13 protein-coding genes and 1 pseudogene are annotated in these 14,688 nt (G+C 45.2%); 12 read left to right on the forward strand and 2 right to left on the reverse strand.

What is annotated here, in order from left to right:
* Positions 1 to 67 precede the first annotated feature (67 nt).
* The gene (locus tag AC1MKH_RS02800) at positions 68 to 709 is read right to left on the reverse strand and encodes an inovirus Gp2 family protein (protein ID WP_008815317.1); all 642 of its coding nucleotides are present in this window, start codon (positions 707 to 709) and stop codon (positions 68 to 70) included.
* A gap of 638 nt (positions 710 to 1,347) precedes the next feature.
* Here AC1MKH_RS02800 and AC1MKH_RS02805 point away from each other — a divergent pair.
* The 12 genes and pseudogenes from AC1MKH_RS02805 to AC1MKH_RS02860 all read left to right on the forward strand — a co-directional run bounded on the left by AC1MKH_RS02805 (position 1,348) and on the right by AC1MKH_RS02860 (position 13,869).
* Positions 1,348 to 2,334, forward strand: coding sequence for a hypothetical protein (locus AC1MKH_RS02805; RefSeq protein WP_008815316.1), 987 nt, complete (start codon positions 1,348 to 1,350; stop codon positions 2,332 to 2,334).
* Positions 2,335 to 2,631: 297 nt separating this feature from the next.
* Positions 2,632 to 3,453 (forward strand): DUF932 domain-containing protein, encoded by an 822-nt coding sequence (locus AC1MKH_RS02810; protein ID WP_008815315.1) that lies wholly within the window; start codon positions 2,632 to 2,634, stop codon positions 3,451 to 3,453.
* A gap of 32 nt (positions 3,454 to 3,485) precedes the next feature.
* Positions 3,486 to 3,935 (forward strand): antirestriction protein, encoded by a 450-nt coding sequence (locus AC1MKH_RS02815; RefSeq protein ID WP_008815314.1) that lies wholly within the window; start codon positions 3,486 to 3,488, stop codon positions 3,933 to 3,935.
* Between the two features lie 11 nt (positions 3,936 to 3,946).
* The gene (gene radC / locus AC1MKH_RS02820) at positions 3,947 to 4,426 is read left to right on the forward strand and encodes a RadC family protein (RefSeq protein ID WP_008815313.1); all 480 of its coding nucleotides are present in this window, start codon (positions 3,947 to 3,949) and stop codon (positions 4,424 to 4,426) included.
* 13 nt (positions 4,427 to 4,439) lie between these two features.
* Positions 4,440 to 4,661, forward strand: a complete 222-nt coding sequence (locus tag AC1MKH_RS02825; RefSeq protein WP_008815312.1) for a DUF987 domain-containing protein — start codon at positions 4,440 to 4,442, stop codon at positions 4,659 to 4,661.
* Between the two features lie 24 nt (positions 4,662 to 4,685).
* Positions 4,686 to 5,045, forward strand: a complete 360-nt coding sequence (locus AC1MKH_RS02830; protein WP_020303518.1) for a type IV toxin-antitoxin system YeeU family antitoxin — start codon at positions 4,686 to 4,688, stop codon at positions 5,043 to 5,045.
* A gap of 56 nt (positions 5,046 to 5,101) precedes the next feature.
* Positions 5,102 to 5,488: a TA system toxin CbtA family protein gene (locus AC1MKH_RS02835; RefSeq protein ID WP_008815310.1), complete on the forward strand. Its 387-nt coding sequence runs from the start codon at positions 5,102 to 5,104 to the stop codon at positions 5,486 to 5,488.
* A gap of 86 nt (positions 5,489 to 5,574) precedes the next feature.
* Positions 5,575 to 6,420: a DUF4942 domain-containing protein gene (locus AC1MKH_RS02840; RefSeq protein ID WP_327621872.1), complete on the forward strand. Its 846-nt coding sequence runs from the start codon at positions 5,575 to 5,577 to the stop codon at positions 6,418 to 6,420.
* Between the two features lie 143 nt (positions 6,421 to 6,563).
* Positions 6,564 to 7,361, forward strand: a complete 798-nt coding sequence (locus tag AC1MKH_RS02845; protein ID WP_008815308.1) for a helix-turn-helix transcriptional regulator — start codon at positions 6,564 to 6,566, stop codon at positions 7,359 to 7,361.
* A gap of 440 nt (positions 7,362 to 7,801) precedes the next feature.
* Positions 7,802 to 9,358 carry a type I restriction-modification system subunit M gene (locus AC1MKH_RS02850; protein ID WP_276220559.1) on the forward strand — a complete coding sequence of 519 codons (1,557 nt, stop codon included), beginning with the start codon at positions 7,802 to 7,804 and terminating at the stop codon, positions 9,356 to 9,358.
* A pseudogene (locus AC1MKH_RS02855) lies at positions 9,355 to 10,631 on the forward strand (restriction endonuclease subunit S). The gene AC1MKH_RS02850 and the pseudogene AC1MKH_RS02855 overlap by 4 nt, the downstream one beginning before the upstream one ends.
* Before the next feature lie 121 nt (positions 10,632 to 10,752).
* On the forward strand, positions 10,753 to 13,869 hold the full coding sequence (locus AC1MKH_RS02860; protein WP_276220558.1) for an HsdR family type I site-specific deoxyribonuclease: 3,117 nt from the start codon (positions 10,753 to 10,755) through the stop codon (positions 13,867 to 13,869).
* A gap of 121 nt (positions 13,870 to 13,990) precedes the next feature.
* Here the strand turns inward: AC1MKH_RS02860 and AC1MKH_RS02865 are convergent, their stop codons facing one another.
* A complete protein-coding gene (locus AC1MKH_RS02865; RefSeq protein WP_276220557.1) occupies positions 13,991 to 14,629 on the reverse strand; it encodes a GIY-YIG nuclease family protein in 639 nt (212 codons plus the stop codon).
* Positions 14,630 to 14,688 lie beyond the last annotated feature (59 nt).

Here is a 14,688-nt window from a genome sequence, read left to right on the forward strand (position 1 = left end):
GCTGATGATATTTAGCTTTTGACGCATTCTCCTTCTCAACATCCACCTGCCAGTAATGATTTACGGATTAGTTCTGAGAGCAACCAAAGTTACGATAACCGTCCGATTTATCTTTGCTACGTTCTTTTGCCAGATACATAGCTCTTTCAGTTAGTTCTTCATAATCGGCTTTGAAGTCAGGGTTATTGCGGTTTAACTGGTAAAAACCAGAAACAGGAAGGTGAATCAGTCCATGAAAGTCTTTATCAGAGTCTGTACGTTTAATAGCTCGTATCCAGGCATTAATGACCTTCTGAAACACACTGTAGCGGTCGAATGACGTTTCGGTATGTCTTTTACCCGGCCACGGATAAGCGTCTTTGTTAAGCAACAGAACCACGTGATAGTGGTGCTTTGACTCCTCCTGATTAATCTCCCTTACCCAGAAATATCTCATCTTGCAGGTTAACGATCCTTTACCGGCTTTTCTCTTGCGCTTAATGTCTTCCGCTATCTGGGATTTTACTGAGTCAATGAAGCGGGATATAACGTCAGGGTAGTCGTAGTAACGTGTAGGGCAGTCCAGACGTTCTTCTTCGTCAGGAAAGCGAAGGTCAAACCTGACCGCCAACAACCGGGGATAGTATTCCAGGGCTTTATCAATGGTTTCTGTTATACGCCGGGCGTAGTGCTGATTAGAGACATTTTTACCTGATGTCTTCTTGCTCATTGCGTTGAGTCCTTAGCTGATTGAATTCAGTTCATCGGATCTCTGGTATTGATTTACGGAATGATGCTTATCCCTTCTGCTCAGGGTTATACCCCCTGTCATCTGCTCAAGTGCTTCTGCTCACCGTTGTATGTCTGATCTTCCCCTGGGGGTGACTACTGGTGCATTACTACTGTTTGTCTGTGAATACTGTCAGGTTATTACTACTGTAGGGTCATTATTAACAATACGGAGCCCGGAAGGGCTGGAGCAGGAGATTTGCAATAGAAGAAGAAAACCATCAGAAAGAGCATACAAACACCTGAAAATCACTCCGTAGTTAGCAGCAGGAAATCTCTGGGCTTAAGACCTGCCGCTCAAACCATCAATTAATGAAGAAGATGTGGACTGGCGGGAAGAAACATCAGGGAGTATTCCAGTATTTTTTTACGATAAACCTGTGATCCATTACCGATAGACCCCCTCCCATCAACGAATGCTGGAGAAACTGTTTTTTTTGCGTTATTTTATTAACTGTTTGTTTTTACAGAAGGTGATTCACTTTGTGGGGATTCACTTTTTAACAAAAATATACAATCATGGAAATATGAAAAGTGCGTCCCTTTGTTAAGGCGGCACAGAGAATCAGGAGGGTACTAATGGCCGGAAAAAACCGAATGATCGTCAATTTCTCATCGAAAAAACTGAGGGATTTGATTGTTGAAATCGCGGAAAAAAACCATATGAGTCACTCGAAAGTCATCGAGAAACTGGTTTCATTCAGGCTTTTCGAGAGCAACGGTGATCCGGTGATTGATGCTTTCTGTGATGCCAGTAAGACTGTCATGGAGCAGCAGCAGAAAAACGATGGTGAGTTCAATGTTGCTTTGCGTACTCCTTATATAAAACATAACGTACGTCTTTATAAAGTCTTTGGGGATTTATCCGGTAAGTTCTCTATTACTGTTAATCATATAAATAATGAAAAGTTGAATGCCCTGAATTTTGAAAAAGAACTAAGAAAATTAATAGAAGATAAAATAAACGGAACGAAGCCCCATGAATGGGAGGGGGTGTTCGACAGCGCAAGGATTACATTTGCCGATTTGTGGTTGATCTTTTTTAACAAAATAAATGTTGAGTATAAAGTTGAAAGGCGGGGGAGCAATTTCAGTGAGGTCAGTGTTAAATACAAAGCCAGTGATGTATGTTGCATTCCTTTTAGTTTTAATAAACATGCTTCTCTGAAAGAAAAATATTGTAATGCAATGAACCATCTTGATTTTAGTTCTGTCAGATACCACACTTTCAAAAGTGTAGCGACAAAAGGGTGGTGCAGGAATAAATATTCACATCTTCTTTTTATTCATCAGTCTTCGTCATCTGATAAAGGCGGTTTTTTTATTGGTGTGCAGTATGAAAAAAATGATGTGACTTTCTCTGATGAATCGCCACGTTCTCCTTTTGTACACCCTGAGGGGACTCATATGTATACTGAGAAGGACAGCGCGGAGGATTTATATTCTCTCCACCGCTATGCGCCATACAGCGATGTTAATCCTGAACTGAAAATCAGCATTTATCATGAGCCCGCAAATATTAAAATCCAGAATCTAAATCCTGAGTTAAAAAGTAAAATCAAATAAGGGGGCACAGACAACATGCATAAAAATTCAGGAATACATAATCTGTATGTATAACAGAGACCGGCTGGTGCAAGCTTATCTTCGGGCAGGATGACGATGAGCAGGTGAGTGGTAATATTATCTCTCATCGCATCTTGTTTGACTGAGAAAAGCGGGTTCCCACGAATTAACTCGCTGCGACATCGGTTTCGCAGTCTCTGAGAGCAATACCTGTTTTTTATATCAATCAGAAATAAAGGCCATGTTCCGTAAGGGGCATGGCCTTTTCTTTTGTTTCTTTGAGAAAGGAAATTGACCATGAAATTAGCCAGTCGTTTTGGTCGGGTGAACCAGATACGCCGCGACCGTCCTTTAACACGTGAAGAGCTGATGAGCCATGTTCCCAGCGTGTTCAGTGAAGAAAAGCATGAATCCCGCAGTGAACGTTACACATACATCCCTACCATTACTCTGCTCGAAAGTTTAAAGCGTGAAGGCTTTGAGCCTTTCTTTGCCTGCCAGACACGCGTTCGGGACCAGAGCCGACGGGAGCACACAAAACACATGCTGCGTCTGCGTCGTGCCGGACAGTTAACCGGCCACCAGGTGCCCGAGATTATCCTCCTCAACAGCCATGACGGCTCATCCAGCTATCAGATGCTGCCGGGCCTGTTTCGTGGTGTCTGCACCAACGGCCTGGTCTGCGGGCAGTCGTTCGGGGAGGTGAGAGTTCCGCATAAAGGGGATGTGGTGGAAAAAGTCATTGAAGGGGCTTACGAGGTGCTGGGCATTTTTGACCGTGTGGAGGAGAAGCGCGATGCGATGCAGTCCCTGATGTTACCGCCACCCGCGCAGCAGGTACTGGCGCAGGCCGCGCTGGCGTATCGCTTTGGTGAAGACCACCAGCCGGTGACTGCCGCCCAGGTGCTCTCACCCCGTCGCTATGAAGACCGCAGCAATGACCTCTGGACCGTCTACCAGCGTGTGCAGGAGAACCTGATGAAGGGAGGACTGCCAGGACGGACCGCACAGGGTAAATGCAGCCGGACCCGCGCCGTGAATGGCATTGACGGGGATGTGAAGCTCAACCGCGCCCTGTGGGTGATGACCGAAAACATGCTGGCCCTGTCTGACCGCTAATGCCAGTCATTTTGATTACAGGAGATATTTCAATGGATAAACGTATTTCACTGCCCCCTGAGGTGACAGAGCCATTTATCCTCACGGCCACTGTTGTACCGGATGAAGAGCGCCTTCGTTTCTGGCCTCAGCGCTTTGGCTCCATCCCGCAATGGATAACCCTTGAGCCCCGTATCTTTGCGTGGATGGACCGGCTGTGTGTGGATTACAGCGGTGGCGTCTGGAACTTTTACACCCTCAGTAACGGCGGTGCCTTTATGGCTCCGGAAGAGAGTGATGGTCTCTGGTCGCTGTTTAATATCCTGAATGGTAACGGGGCTGAAATGAGTGCTGAAGCTGCGGGTATTGCCGCCTGTCTGATGGCTTACAGCCACCATGCCTGCCGAACGGAGTGCGATGCCATGACGGAACATTATTACCGTCTGCGGGATTATGCGCTGAACCACCCTGAGTGCAACGCCATTATGCACATCATCGACTGAGGTACTGCACCATGGAAAAACAATTACCGTTGTTTGCATATGAACTGACGGCATCAGCACAACAGACCATCCGCGAGGCGTTGACTCTTCTGGAGCGCCAGTTACGAGAACCCGGCGCGTCGTTTACGTCCAGCAGCTCAGTACGTGACTGGTTACGGCTCCATCTGACAATGGAGGAAAGAGAGGCATTTGTTCTGCTGCTGCTGGATAACCAGCACCGCCTGATTACGCATGAAACGCTGTTCAAAGGCACCATCAGCCATACCGAAGTTCATCCACGGGAAGTGGTGAAGACCACCCTTAAATACAATGCGGCAGCGGTCATTGTCGCTCACTGCCATCCCTCATGCCATGCCGAACCCAGCCAGTCTGACAGACGGGTGACTGAGCGACTGAGGAATGCTCTGGACCTTGTGGGTGTGCGTCTCCTGGACCACCTCGTCATCGGCGGAATGGATATCGTCTCGTTTGCTGAGCGGGGCTGGTTGTAAGGGAGGAGTATTAATGAAAATTATCAGTAAGCGTCAGGCAATGGCGATATACCACCAGCATCCACATTCCCGGTTGTTCCGCTTCTGTACCGGCAAATATAAATGGTCCGGTAGCATCTGTCACTATGCCGGTCGCAAGGTGGACGATATCAGCGGTGTACTGGCCGTATTCGCTGAGCGCCGCCAGGACCGCAATGGCCCGTATGTCGTATTACGCAGCGTAAGCCTGAATTAATTCATAATTAAGGAGGACTACATTTTGTCGAAGAAAACCACACTAACAACGCATGATATCAGCGAACCCTGGTGGGGGCTCAGACGCAGTATCTCCCCGTGTTTTGGTGCCCGTCTGGTCCAGATGGGAAACCGCCTGCACTACCTGGCTGACCGCGCGAACTTTGATTGTCAGTTCTGCGATGCAGATTTGCGCCATCTTGACCAGGCTTTCCCGGTATTGATGAAACAGCTGGAGTTAATGCTCACCAGCGGTGAACTGAATCCCCGCCACCAGCATGGCGTCACGCTGTATGCAAAAGGCCTGACCTGCGAGGCCGATACGCTCGGTTCGCATGGCTACGTTTATATCGCGATTTATCCCGCTCCCGTCACCACAGAATAACACCGTACTACTTCGCCCTTCAGCAAACTACATCTTCCACTAAAGAGATAACGTTTATGCAAACGAAATTACCCTTCATGCGGGCGGCATCGTCACGTCCGTCTCCCGTTGATGTCTGGCAGACTCTCCTGACCTGCCTGCTGGAACACCACTATGGTCTCACGCTTAACGACACGCCGTTCAGTGATGAACAGGTGATTCAGCAACATATCGACGCGGGCATCTCGCTGGCCGATGCCCTGAATTTTATTGTTGAGAAGTATGAACTGGTCCGCACTGACCGGCCAGGCTTCAGCATCAGGGAGCAGTCTCCGTTTATTACGGCCATTGATATTCTCCGGGCCAGAAAGGCTACAGGGCTGATGAACCGTGGCACGTATAAAGAGGTGACGGCTATTACCAGAGGACAACATCCGCAGGCCAGCACTTCAGGCAAGCGATGACTCGGATAAAAAGAACCGCATCCCACAAGTACATAAACACTAGCCCTGAACGGCTGGTGTTTTTCTGACTATAAAGGAGAGAAATAATGGCCGGAAATAATGTTAATGAACCCGAAGTGTTAACCGGGCACACTGATGTGATTTGCTCCACCAGCATTGAACGTATTGTTACAGGCCGTAATGCTGCGCTGACACGGATTCAAAGCCTTATCAGTGAACTTGATGATATCTCCATTCTGACCCACGATATCGGCGGTGGTACAGCACAAGAGTGGGGAATGCGGGAGGGCCATCGCTACGATTGCTGGTTCACGGAAAAAACCGATAAAGCAATGAAAGCGATGACCCGCAATATTGATCGCCGCATCTGGCGAGAGCTGATGAATAAATCAGGCATGCTGAGCCTGATGGATGCTCAGGCGCGTGACGAGTGGCACAAAAGTCTGGAGAAAGACGATATCCCCGCGATCTCTGAAGACAATATCCTGAGTACCTTTCAGCAACTGCATCAGAGCAAAGGTGAGGTATTTGAGCGTGGCGTAATCAATGTATTCAAGGGATTAAGCTGGGACTATGAAACCAATAACCCCTGTTATTTTGGCAAGAAGATTATCGTTAACAATCTGGTGAAGTACGACAAATGGGGTTATAGCCTGAGTTGGGGCTGGCGGCGTGACCAGTTAGCCGATCTAGAACGCATGTTGTTCCTGCTGGATGGTAAAACCATTCCTGATAACCGGCACGATGTAACTATCCGACTGATGAACTTCATTCGCGATAATCCACGACAGCAGGTATTCAGAGATGATCTCTTCACTATTCGCCTTTTCCAAAAGGGCAGTGGTCATATCACGTTTAAGCGTATGGATTTGGTAGAGAAGATGAACGATATCATCGCGAAGCACTATCCGGGAATGCTGGCTGCTAAGTGAGTGTAAAAGATCTTCGCTTTTGGGTAGTGGTCTTTCAAATCTTCCACACTTATACCGAACATTCATCTGAAAACACATAAATGTGTTTTTACGCTTTTTTGTGTTTTAATGCTTGTCATCAATCTCGTCAGAAGAGCGATACCATGACACAGAACAATATCAAACAGCTTCGTACCCAACTGTCGATCACTCAGCGCGAGCTGGCGTATATGGTCGGCACCAGCCAACAGCAAATCCAGCGTATAGAAACCGGAAAGGTCGCAGCAAAGCTAGGCCTTGCACAGACAATATGCAATGCCCTGGATAAGCCTTTAAATATCGTATTCCCGGAAAGTGATCAGTTGATTAATGACTTTCACAAGAAGCGCCGTAAAACTGATGAAGATCTTGAGACGATAGCCACAAGCGGTATTGAAATGGATAGCGGTCTCTGGACCGTAAAGCTTTGGCTTCAGGGACAACAGGACTATTTGTTGTTGCCCATTTCAGCTGCGGATAAGCGGAGGTTTTATTATTATTTTCAGGAAAAAAACGCTCCAAACACAGAGCGCTTCTTCGTTCTTGATTCTTCCGAGTATCGTTATGCGTTAAATATGCGCGAAGTGGTATTTCATCAGTTCCTGTCTGATGGCTTTGCTCCCATAATGAGCGAAGAAGAAGACGACTATGAAGACGATTATTTTAATGTCCATATCACCTTGGTGAACGGTGGCCCTGTGATTCCGCTGAGCGTTGAGCCTGATGCGCCGCAAAACGAAGAGGCGGATGATATCGGTCAGTTGAATGCGTTCTTTGAAAAACTGGACTGCGAGCCTGAAACGACAGATCGTTATATGCTAACCGACGAAGATGGGGAAGATGCTTTTATCCGCATTGGTTCTATTGCCATGGTGCGAGTCGTACTTGACGCGCTGGAGCCTGTGGAAGAAGATGAAGAATAGTTTTTAGCTGCTGTATTCACAGGGAATCGCGTTGAGTATACATGTGAGTATACACCGTGATCTCTTGTTTTTATAAATACATTTATTTCAATTGGTTATGTCATGAATCGCGGTGCGGCCTTCGCACCATACAGTATGCAAGATAAGTCGCTTAGGGCGGCTTTTTTTGTGTCTGAAATCCGTGCCTTATAAGCTTTTCCGCAATTCTATACCCAACCGACACTAGCCTATCGATAAGTCTCTATATCGTTTCGACAATATATACATAAAAATCATACCTCACTCTGGGTGAAACCTATTGGCTCCATATATATGATTCGGAATGGTTTTCTGTAGGGTAAAGGAAGTACTTCTCAATGCCATACAAATCTGCAAAAGAAATAAACTTGCGGTAAAATCGCACGAAAAGCAGAAGTTAAATAAAAATTAAAGGATAAAAAATGACCAGTCTTCAGCAGCGCGCGGAGCTTCATCGCCAAATCTGGCAAATTGCTAACGATGTCAGAGGTTCGGTCGATGGATGGGATTTTAAGCAATACGTTCTGGGCGCGCTTTTCTACCGTTTTATCAGCGAAAATTTTTCCAGCTATATTGAAGCCGGTGATGACAGCATCTGTTATGCGAAACTGGATGACAGCGTAATTACTGATGACATTAAAGACGATGCCATCAAAACCAAAGGCTACTTCATCTACCCAAGTCAGCTTTTCTGCAACGTAGCTGCGAAAGCAAATACCAATGACAGACTGAACGCAGATTTAAACAGCATCTTCGTTGCTATCGAAAGTTCTGCTTACGGTTATCCTTCAGAAGCAGACATCAAAGGTTTGTTTGCTGATTTCGATACCACCAGTAACCGCCTGGGTAACACCGTTAAGGATAAAAATGCCCGCCTGGCTGCGGTTCTGAAAGGGGTTGAAGGATTAAAGCTTGGCGACTTTAACGAACATCAGATTGACCTGTTCGGCGATGCCTATGAGTTCCTGATTTCTAACTATGCGGCGAATGCTGGTAAGTCAGGCGGCGAGTTCTTTACACCGCAGCACGTCTCTAAGCTGATTGCACAATTGGCAATGCACGGCCAGACCCACGTTAACAAAATCTACGACCCGGCAGCAGGTTCCGGTTCGCTGTTGTTGCAGGCTAAAAAACAGTTCGATGACCACATCATCGAAGAAGGCTTTTTCGGTCAGGAAATCAACCATACGACCTATAACCTGGCGCGTATGAACATGTTTTTGCACAACATCAACTACGACAAGTTTGATATCAAGTTGGGCAATACGCTGACTGAGCCGCACTTCAGAGATGAAAAACCGTTTGATGCCATCGTTTCTAACCCGCCGTATTCGGTGAAATGGATTGGCAGCGATGACCCGACGCTGATTAACGATGAACGTTTTGCCCCGGCTGGCGTCCTGGCCCCCAAATCCAAAGCTGACTTCGCCTTTGTACTACATGCGCTGAACTATCTTTCGGCCAAAGGTCGCGCTGCGATTGTTTGCTTCCCGGGTATTTTTTACCGTGGCGGCGCGGAGCAGAAAATCCGTCAGTATCTGGTCGATAATAACTATGTCGAAACCGTGATTTCACTGGCACCGAACCTGTTCTTTGGCACCACCATTGCCGTAAATATTCTGGTGTTGTCTAAACATAAAACCGATACCAAAGTTCAGTTTATTGACGCCAGCGAACTGTTCAAAAAAGAGACTAATAACAACATCCTGACCGATGCCCATATCGAACAGATTATGCAGGTATTTGCCAGCAAGGAAGATGTTGCCCATCTGGCAAAATCTGTCACGTTTGAGACCGTTGTCGCTAATGACTATAACCTGTCGGTGAGCAGCTATGTTGAAGCAAAAGATACTCGCGAAATTATCGATATCGCTGAGCTGAATGCTGAGCTGAAAACCACGGTCAGCAAAATCGACCAGTTGCGCAAAGATATTGATGCGATTGTGGCTGAAATTGAAGGCTGCGAGGTGCAGAAATGAGCGAGATGAGTTATCTGGAAAAATTGCTGGATGGGGTTGAGGTTGAGTGGAAAACTCTTGAGGATATAACTTTACGAACTAGTAATATTAAATGGCGAGAGGTTATTCGTTCCTATAGATATATAGATTTAACTTCAGTTGATATAGCGACAAAAAAATAACTGAGACAACAGAAATTACAAAAAATAATGCACCGAGCAGAGCTCAAAAACTTGTAGATGAAAATGACGTAATTTTTGCAACAACTCGCCCTACACAACAGCGATTCTGTTTAATTGATAGCGAATACGCTGGTGAGGTAGCAAGTACCGGGTACTGTATTTTACGAGCAAAACAAGATCAGGTTTTACCTAAATGGATTTTACATTGGATTTCAACTTCTGATTTCAAAAAACATGTCGAAGAAAATCAAAGTGGCTCTGCATATCCTGCGATTTCTGACTCAAAAGTGAAGGAGTGTCTAATCCCAATCCCCTGCCCGGATAATCCGGAAAAATCCCTTGCCATCCAGTCCGAAATTATTCGGATTCTGGATAAGTTTACTGCACTTACCGCTGAGCTTACCGCTGAGCTTAACATGCGTAAAAAACAGTACAACTACTATCGCGACCAGTTGTTGAGTTTTAAAGAAGGTGAGGTTGAGTGGAAATCTTTAGGTGAAATTGCCACTAAAATATACTCAGGGGGAACCCCGGATACAAAAATAATAGATTATTGGGAGAATGGAACTATTCCCTGGATGAGTTCTGGCGAAGTAAATTTAAAAAATATTGAAAGGACAGAGAAATATATTACTGAGGCTGGATTAAATAACTCTAGTGCCAAGTTAGTACCTAAAAACTCTGTGGTCATAGCCTTGGCTGGTCAGGGAAAAACTCGAGGTAAAGTCGCAAGAATCCGTATCGCATTAACTACCAATCAATCGCTTGCAGCACTTACATTTGATGAAAAGAAATTTAGTTCCGATTACGTATTCCATTTTTTAGAGACTCAGTATGAGAGTTTGCGCCAAATATCATCTGGAAACAGCGGACGCGGCGGGCTGAATCTGCAAATGATTTCAGCATACAAAATCCCAATCCCCTGCCCGGACAACCCAGAAAAATCCCTTGCCATCCAGTCTGAAATTGTTCGGATTCTGGATAAATTCGACACCCTGACCAACTCCATCACCGAAGGTCTCCCGCGTGAAATCGAGTTGCGCCAGAAACAATACGAATACTACCGTGATTTACTGTTCAGTTTCCCAAAACCTGAAACTGTCAGTAATTAATTGACCATTGCTACCGACCGGGCCACCTTAACACTTGGTCAGTATATAGACTATTTTTTACACGCTGGAAGTCACCATTAACGCCCTTCCGGCCCTTGCCAGACGGCACAAAGGATGCGCTATGACTCATCAAACACACACCATTGCTGAATCCAATAACTTTATCGTTCTTGATAAGTACATCAAAGCTGAGCAAACAGGCGACAGCTATCAGAGCGAATCGGACCTGGAACGGGAACTGATTCAGGACCTGCGAAATCAGGGCTATGAATTTATATCCGTAAAATCACAGTCGGCGATGCTGGCCAACGTTCGGGAACAGCTTCAGAACCTCAATGGTGTGGTGTTTAATGACAGCGAATGGCGGCGTTTCACGGAGCAGTATCTGGACAACCCGAGTGATGGCATTCTGGATAAGACCCGTAAAATCCATATCGACTATATTTGCGACTTTATTTTTGATGACGAGCGTCTTGAGAACATCTATTTGATAGATAAAAAGAATCTCATGCGCAATAAGGTGCAGATTATCCAGCAGTTCGAACAGGCGGGTTCTCATGCTAACCGTTATGACGTCACGATCCTGGTTAATGGCTTACCACTGGTACAAATCGAACTGAAAAAGCGCGGCGTGGCGATTCGTGAGGCCTTTAACCAGATACATCGTTACAGTAAAGAGAGTTTTAACAGCGAAAATTCCCTGTTTAAGTATCTGCAACTGTTTGTCATTTCTAACGGTACCGATACCCGTTACTTTGCCAACACCACAAAGCGCGATAAAAACAGTTTTGATTTCACCATGAACTGGGCGAAATCAGACAACACGCTGATTAAAGACCTCAAAGATTTTACCGCTACCTTTTTCCAGAAACATACTCTGCTTAATGTTCTGGTGAATTACAGCGTGTTCGATATTAGTCAGACGCTACTGGTGATGCGACCGTACCAGATTGCCGCAACTGAGCGTATCTTATGGAAAATCAACAGCTCTTATAAAGCTAAAAACTGGTCTACCCCCGAAAGCGGTGGCTTTATCTGGCACACGACCGGTTCTGGTAAAACCCTGACCAGCTTTAAAGCCGCACGTCTGGCAACAGAACTGGACTTTATTGATAAAGTTTTCTTTGTGGTCGACAGGAAAGACCTCGATTACCAGACCATGAAGGAATATCAGCGTTTTTCGCCAGAGAGTGTCAATGGCTCGGAAAATACCGCAGGTCTTAAACGAAATCTGGATAAGGACGATAACAAAATTATCGTCACCACTATTCAGAAACTTAATAACCTGATGAAAGCAGATAGCGACCTGCCGGTATACAATCAGCAAGTGGTGTTTATATTTGATGAATGCCACCGCAGCCAGTTTGGAGAAGCACAGAAAAACCTGAAGAAGAAATTCAAACGCTATTATCAGTTTGGTTTTACCGGCACACCTATTTTCCCGGAAAACGCTTTAGGCTCAGAAACGACCGCCAGCGTATTTGGTCGTGAATTGCATTCGTATGTGATTACCGATGCGATTCGTGATGAAAAAGTGCTCAAATTCAAGGTGGACTATAACGATGTGCGGCCACAGTTTAAGTCTTTAGAGACAGAAACCGACGAGAAAAAACTGAGTGCGGCTGAAAATCAGCAGGCGTTTCTTCATCCCATGCGTATTCAGGAAATTACGCAATATATCCTGAACAACTTCCGTCAGAAAACCCACCGTACTTTCCCTGGCTCCAAAGGCTTTAATGCCATGCTGGCAGTAAGCAGCGTGGATGCCGCGAAAGCCTATTACGCGACGTTTAAACGGTTACAAGATGAAGCAGCTAATAAATCGGCCACCTATAAACCGCTACGTGTTGCGACAATCTTCTCCTTTGCCGCCAATGAAGAGCAAAATGCCATTGGCGAAATTTCCGATGAAACTTTTGATACCAGCGCAATGGACAGTAGTGCTAAAGAGTTTCTCGACGCTGCAATTCGTGAATATAACAGCTATTTTAAAACTAACTTCAGTACCGACAGTAACGGTTTTCAGAACTACTATCGTGATTTAGCCCAGCGGGTTAAAAATCAGGATATTGATCTGTTAATCGTCGTGGGGATGTTTTTAACCGGCTTCGATGCTCCAACATTGAACACGCTATTCGTCGATAAAAACTTGCGTTTTCACGGCCTGATGCAGGCATTTTCCCGCACCAACCGCATTTATAACACCACTAAAACCTTCGGTAATATCGTCACTTTCCGCGATCTGGAACGCTCAACCATTGATGCCATAACGCTGTTTGGTGATAAAAACACCAAAAATGTGGTGTTAGAAAAGAGTTATGCAGAGTATATGGAAGGCTTTACAGATGCTGCCACCGGTGAAGCTAAACGCGGCTTTATGGCAGTAGTTTCAGAACTGGAACAACGGTTCCCTGACCCTGCCAGTATTGAAAGTGAAAAAGAGAAGAAAGACTTCGTTAAACTGTTTGGTGAATACCTGCGTGCCGAGAACATCCTGCAAAACTATGATGAATTTGCCACGCTAAAAGCCCTGCAACAAATCGATCTTAGCGATCCTGTTGCGGTAGAAAAATTCAAAGAAGAACATTATGTGGATGATGAAAAGTTCGCTGAATTGCAAACGATTCGTCTCCCTGCTGAACGCAAGATTCAGGATTATCGTTCTGCCTATAACGATATTCGTGACTGGCAGCGCCGTGAGAAAGAAGCTGAGAAAAAAGAGAAATCAACCACTGATTGGGATGACGTGGTTTTTGAGGTCGATTTGCTGAAGTCTCAGGAAATAAACCTGGATTATATCCTTGGACTGATTTTCGAACACAACAGACAAAACAAAGGTAAGGGCGAAATGACCGAAGAGGTCAAACGCTTAATTCGTTCAAGCCTTGGAAACCGTGCCAAAGAAGGATTGGTGGTCGATTTTATTCAGCAAACGAACCTGGATGATTTGCCGGATAAAGCCAGCATCATTGATGCGTTCTTTATCTTTGCTCAACGTGAACAGCAGCGTGAAGCAGAAGCGTTGATTAAAGAAGAAAATCTCAATGAAGAGGCGGCGAAACGCTATATTCGCACATCTTTAAAACGCGAATACGCTACCGAAAATGGCACAGAATTAAATGAGACATTACCAAAACTTAGCCCATTAAATCCGCAATATAAGACGAAAAAACAGACTGTTTTCCAGAAGATCGTCGCGTTTATTGAGAAGTTTAAAGGAGTAGGCGGGCAGATATAATTAGATGTAGGTGGAGGGAGCGTCTTCGAAAACTCCCTCCATCTAATTTAATATGATATATCTCTGATCGGATATCCGATGTAGAACGAAGAGGTGATATCTCCTCGAATTAATTTTGTGTTTATTCATGTATTTGAGAGATTATCTTATACGCCTCATCGTGAAAAAGATCTGTAGTCATGATTATAGAGTATAAATCATAATCATTAACTAATTTGTTGGCATTTACACTTACGCTATCTTCAGGCCTGAAGAAGGCATCATCAGTATCAGCAATAAACGCAAGATCATTACGTTGAATTGTTTGATTTACAAGATACCCAGCGATTTCTTCCTCGGTTGTAATCTCTAACCAGACACGGTTTGGAATTTGCACAATTCTCACGGAGACAATATCGGCGCGCATATATTCGGAATATTTCTCATGGAGTCTTGTGGTCACATCTTCAGCTACAAACTGTTCTGTGGAGTTTTGGGTTGGTTTCGATAATTTAAGCAAGAGTTCAATAGCTTTGTCCAAAGGATATCGGAAAAACTCGCGGGTTACATTTACGCGGAAATCTGCCAGCTCATAATGAATCTTTTCCTCCAGGGCTTCGTGTTGATCGGCAAAGATCTCGAATGCCACTTGAAACGGCGTGGGAACCCCTGTAGAGGAGAGTTCACGTGCCCGCATGCGAGAATCACGCAGCGTCCGTCCAATTTTAATTAACCCCGGCATACTCTGGTTGACCAAAATATACACATAACCTGGAACCATTTGGAGATCACCCTTTTTTGAAACAAACTTAGCCTAAATATGCCAAAACTATCCTTTCC

Source organism: Pseudocitrobacter sp. CD920760 (assembly GCF_057782505.1).

Bases quoted from the DNA above. Each gene is read 5' to 3' on its own strand.
- AC1MKH_RS02800 (WP_008815317.1), bottom strand. From the start codon at position 709: ATGAGCAAGAAGACATCAGGTAAAAATGTCTCTAATCAGCACTACGCC.
- AC1MKH_RS02805 (WP_008815316.1), top strand. From the start codon at position 1,348: ATGGCCGGAAAAAACCGAATGATCGTCAATTTCTCATCGAAAAAACTG.
- AC1MKH_RS02810 (WP_008815315.1), top strand. From the start codon at position 2,632: ATGAAATTAGCCAGTCGTTTTGGTCGGGTGAACCAGATACGCCGCGAC.
- AC1MKH_RS02815 (WP_008815314.1), top strand. From the start codon at position 3,486: ATGGATAAACGTATTTCACTGCCCCCTGAGGTGACAGAGCCATTTATC.
- radC (WP_008815313.1), top strand. From the start codon at position 3,947: ATGGAAAAACAATTACCGTTGTTTGCATATGAACTGACGGCATCAGCA.
- AC1MKH_RS02825 (WP_008815312.1), top strand. From the start codon at position 4,440: ATGAAAATTATCAGTAAGCGTCAGGCAATGGCGATATACCACCAGCAT.
- AC1MKH_RS02835 (WP_008815310.1), top strand. From the start codon at position 5,102: ATGCAAACGAAATTACCCTTCATGCGGGCGGCATCGTCACGTCCGTCT.
- AC1MKH_RS02840 (WP_327621872.1), top strand. From the start codon at position 5,575: ATGGCCGGAAATAATGTTAATGAACCCGAAGTGTTAACCGGGCACACT.
- AC1MKH_RS02845 (WP_008815308.1), top strand. From the start codon at position 6,564: ATGACACAGAACAATATCAAACAGCTTCGTACCCAACTGTCGATCACT.
- AC1MKH_RS02850 (WP_276220559.1), top strand. From the start codon at position 7,802: ATGACCAGTCTTCAGCAGCGCGCGGAGCTTCATCGCCAAATCTGGCAA.
- AC1MKH_RS02860 (WP_276220558.1), top strand. From the start codon at position 10,753: ATGACTCATCAAACACACACCATTGCTGAATCCAATAACTTTATCGTT.
- AC1MKH_RS02865 (WP_276220557.1), bottom strand. From the start codon at position 14,629: ATGGTTCCAGGTTATGTGTATATTTTGGTCAACCAGAGTATGCCGGGG.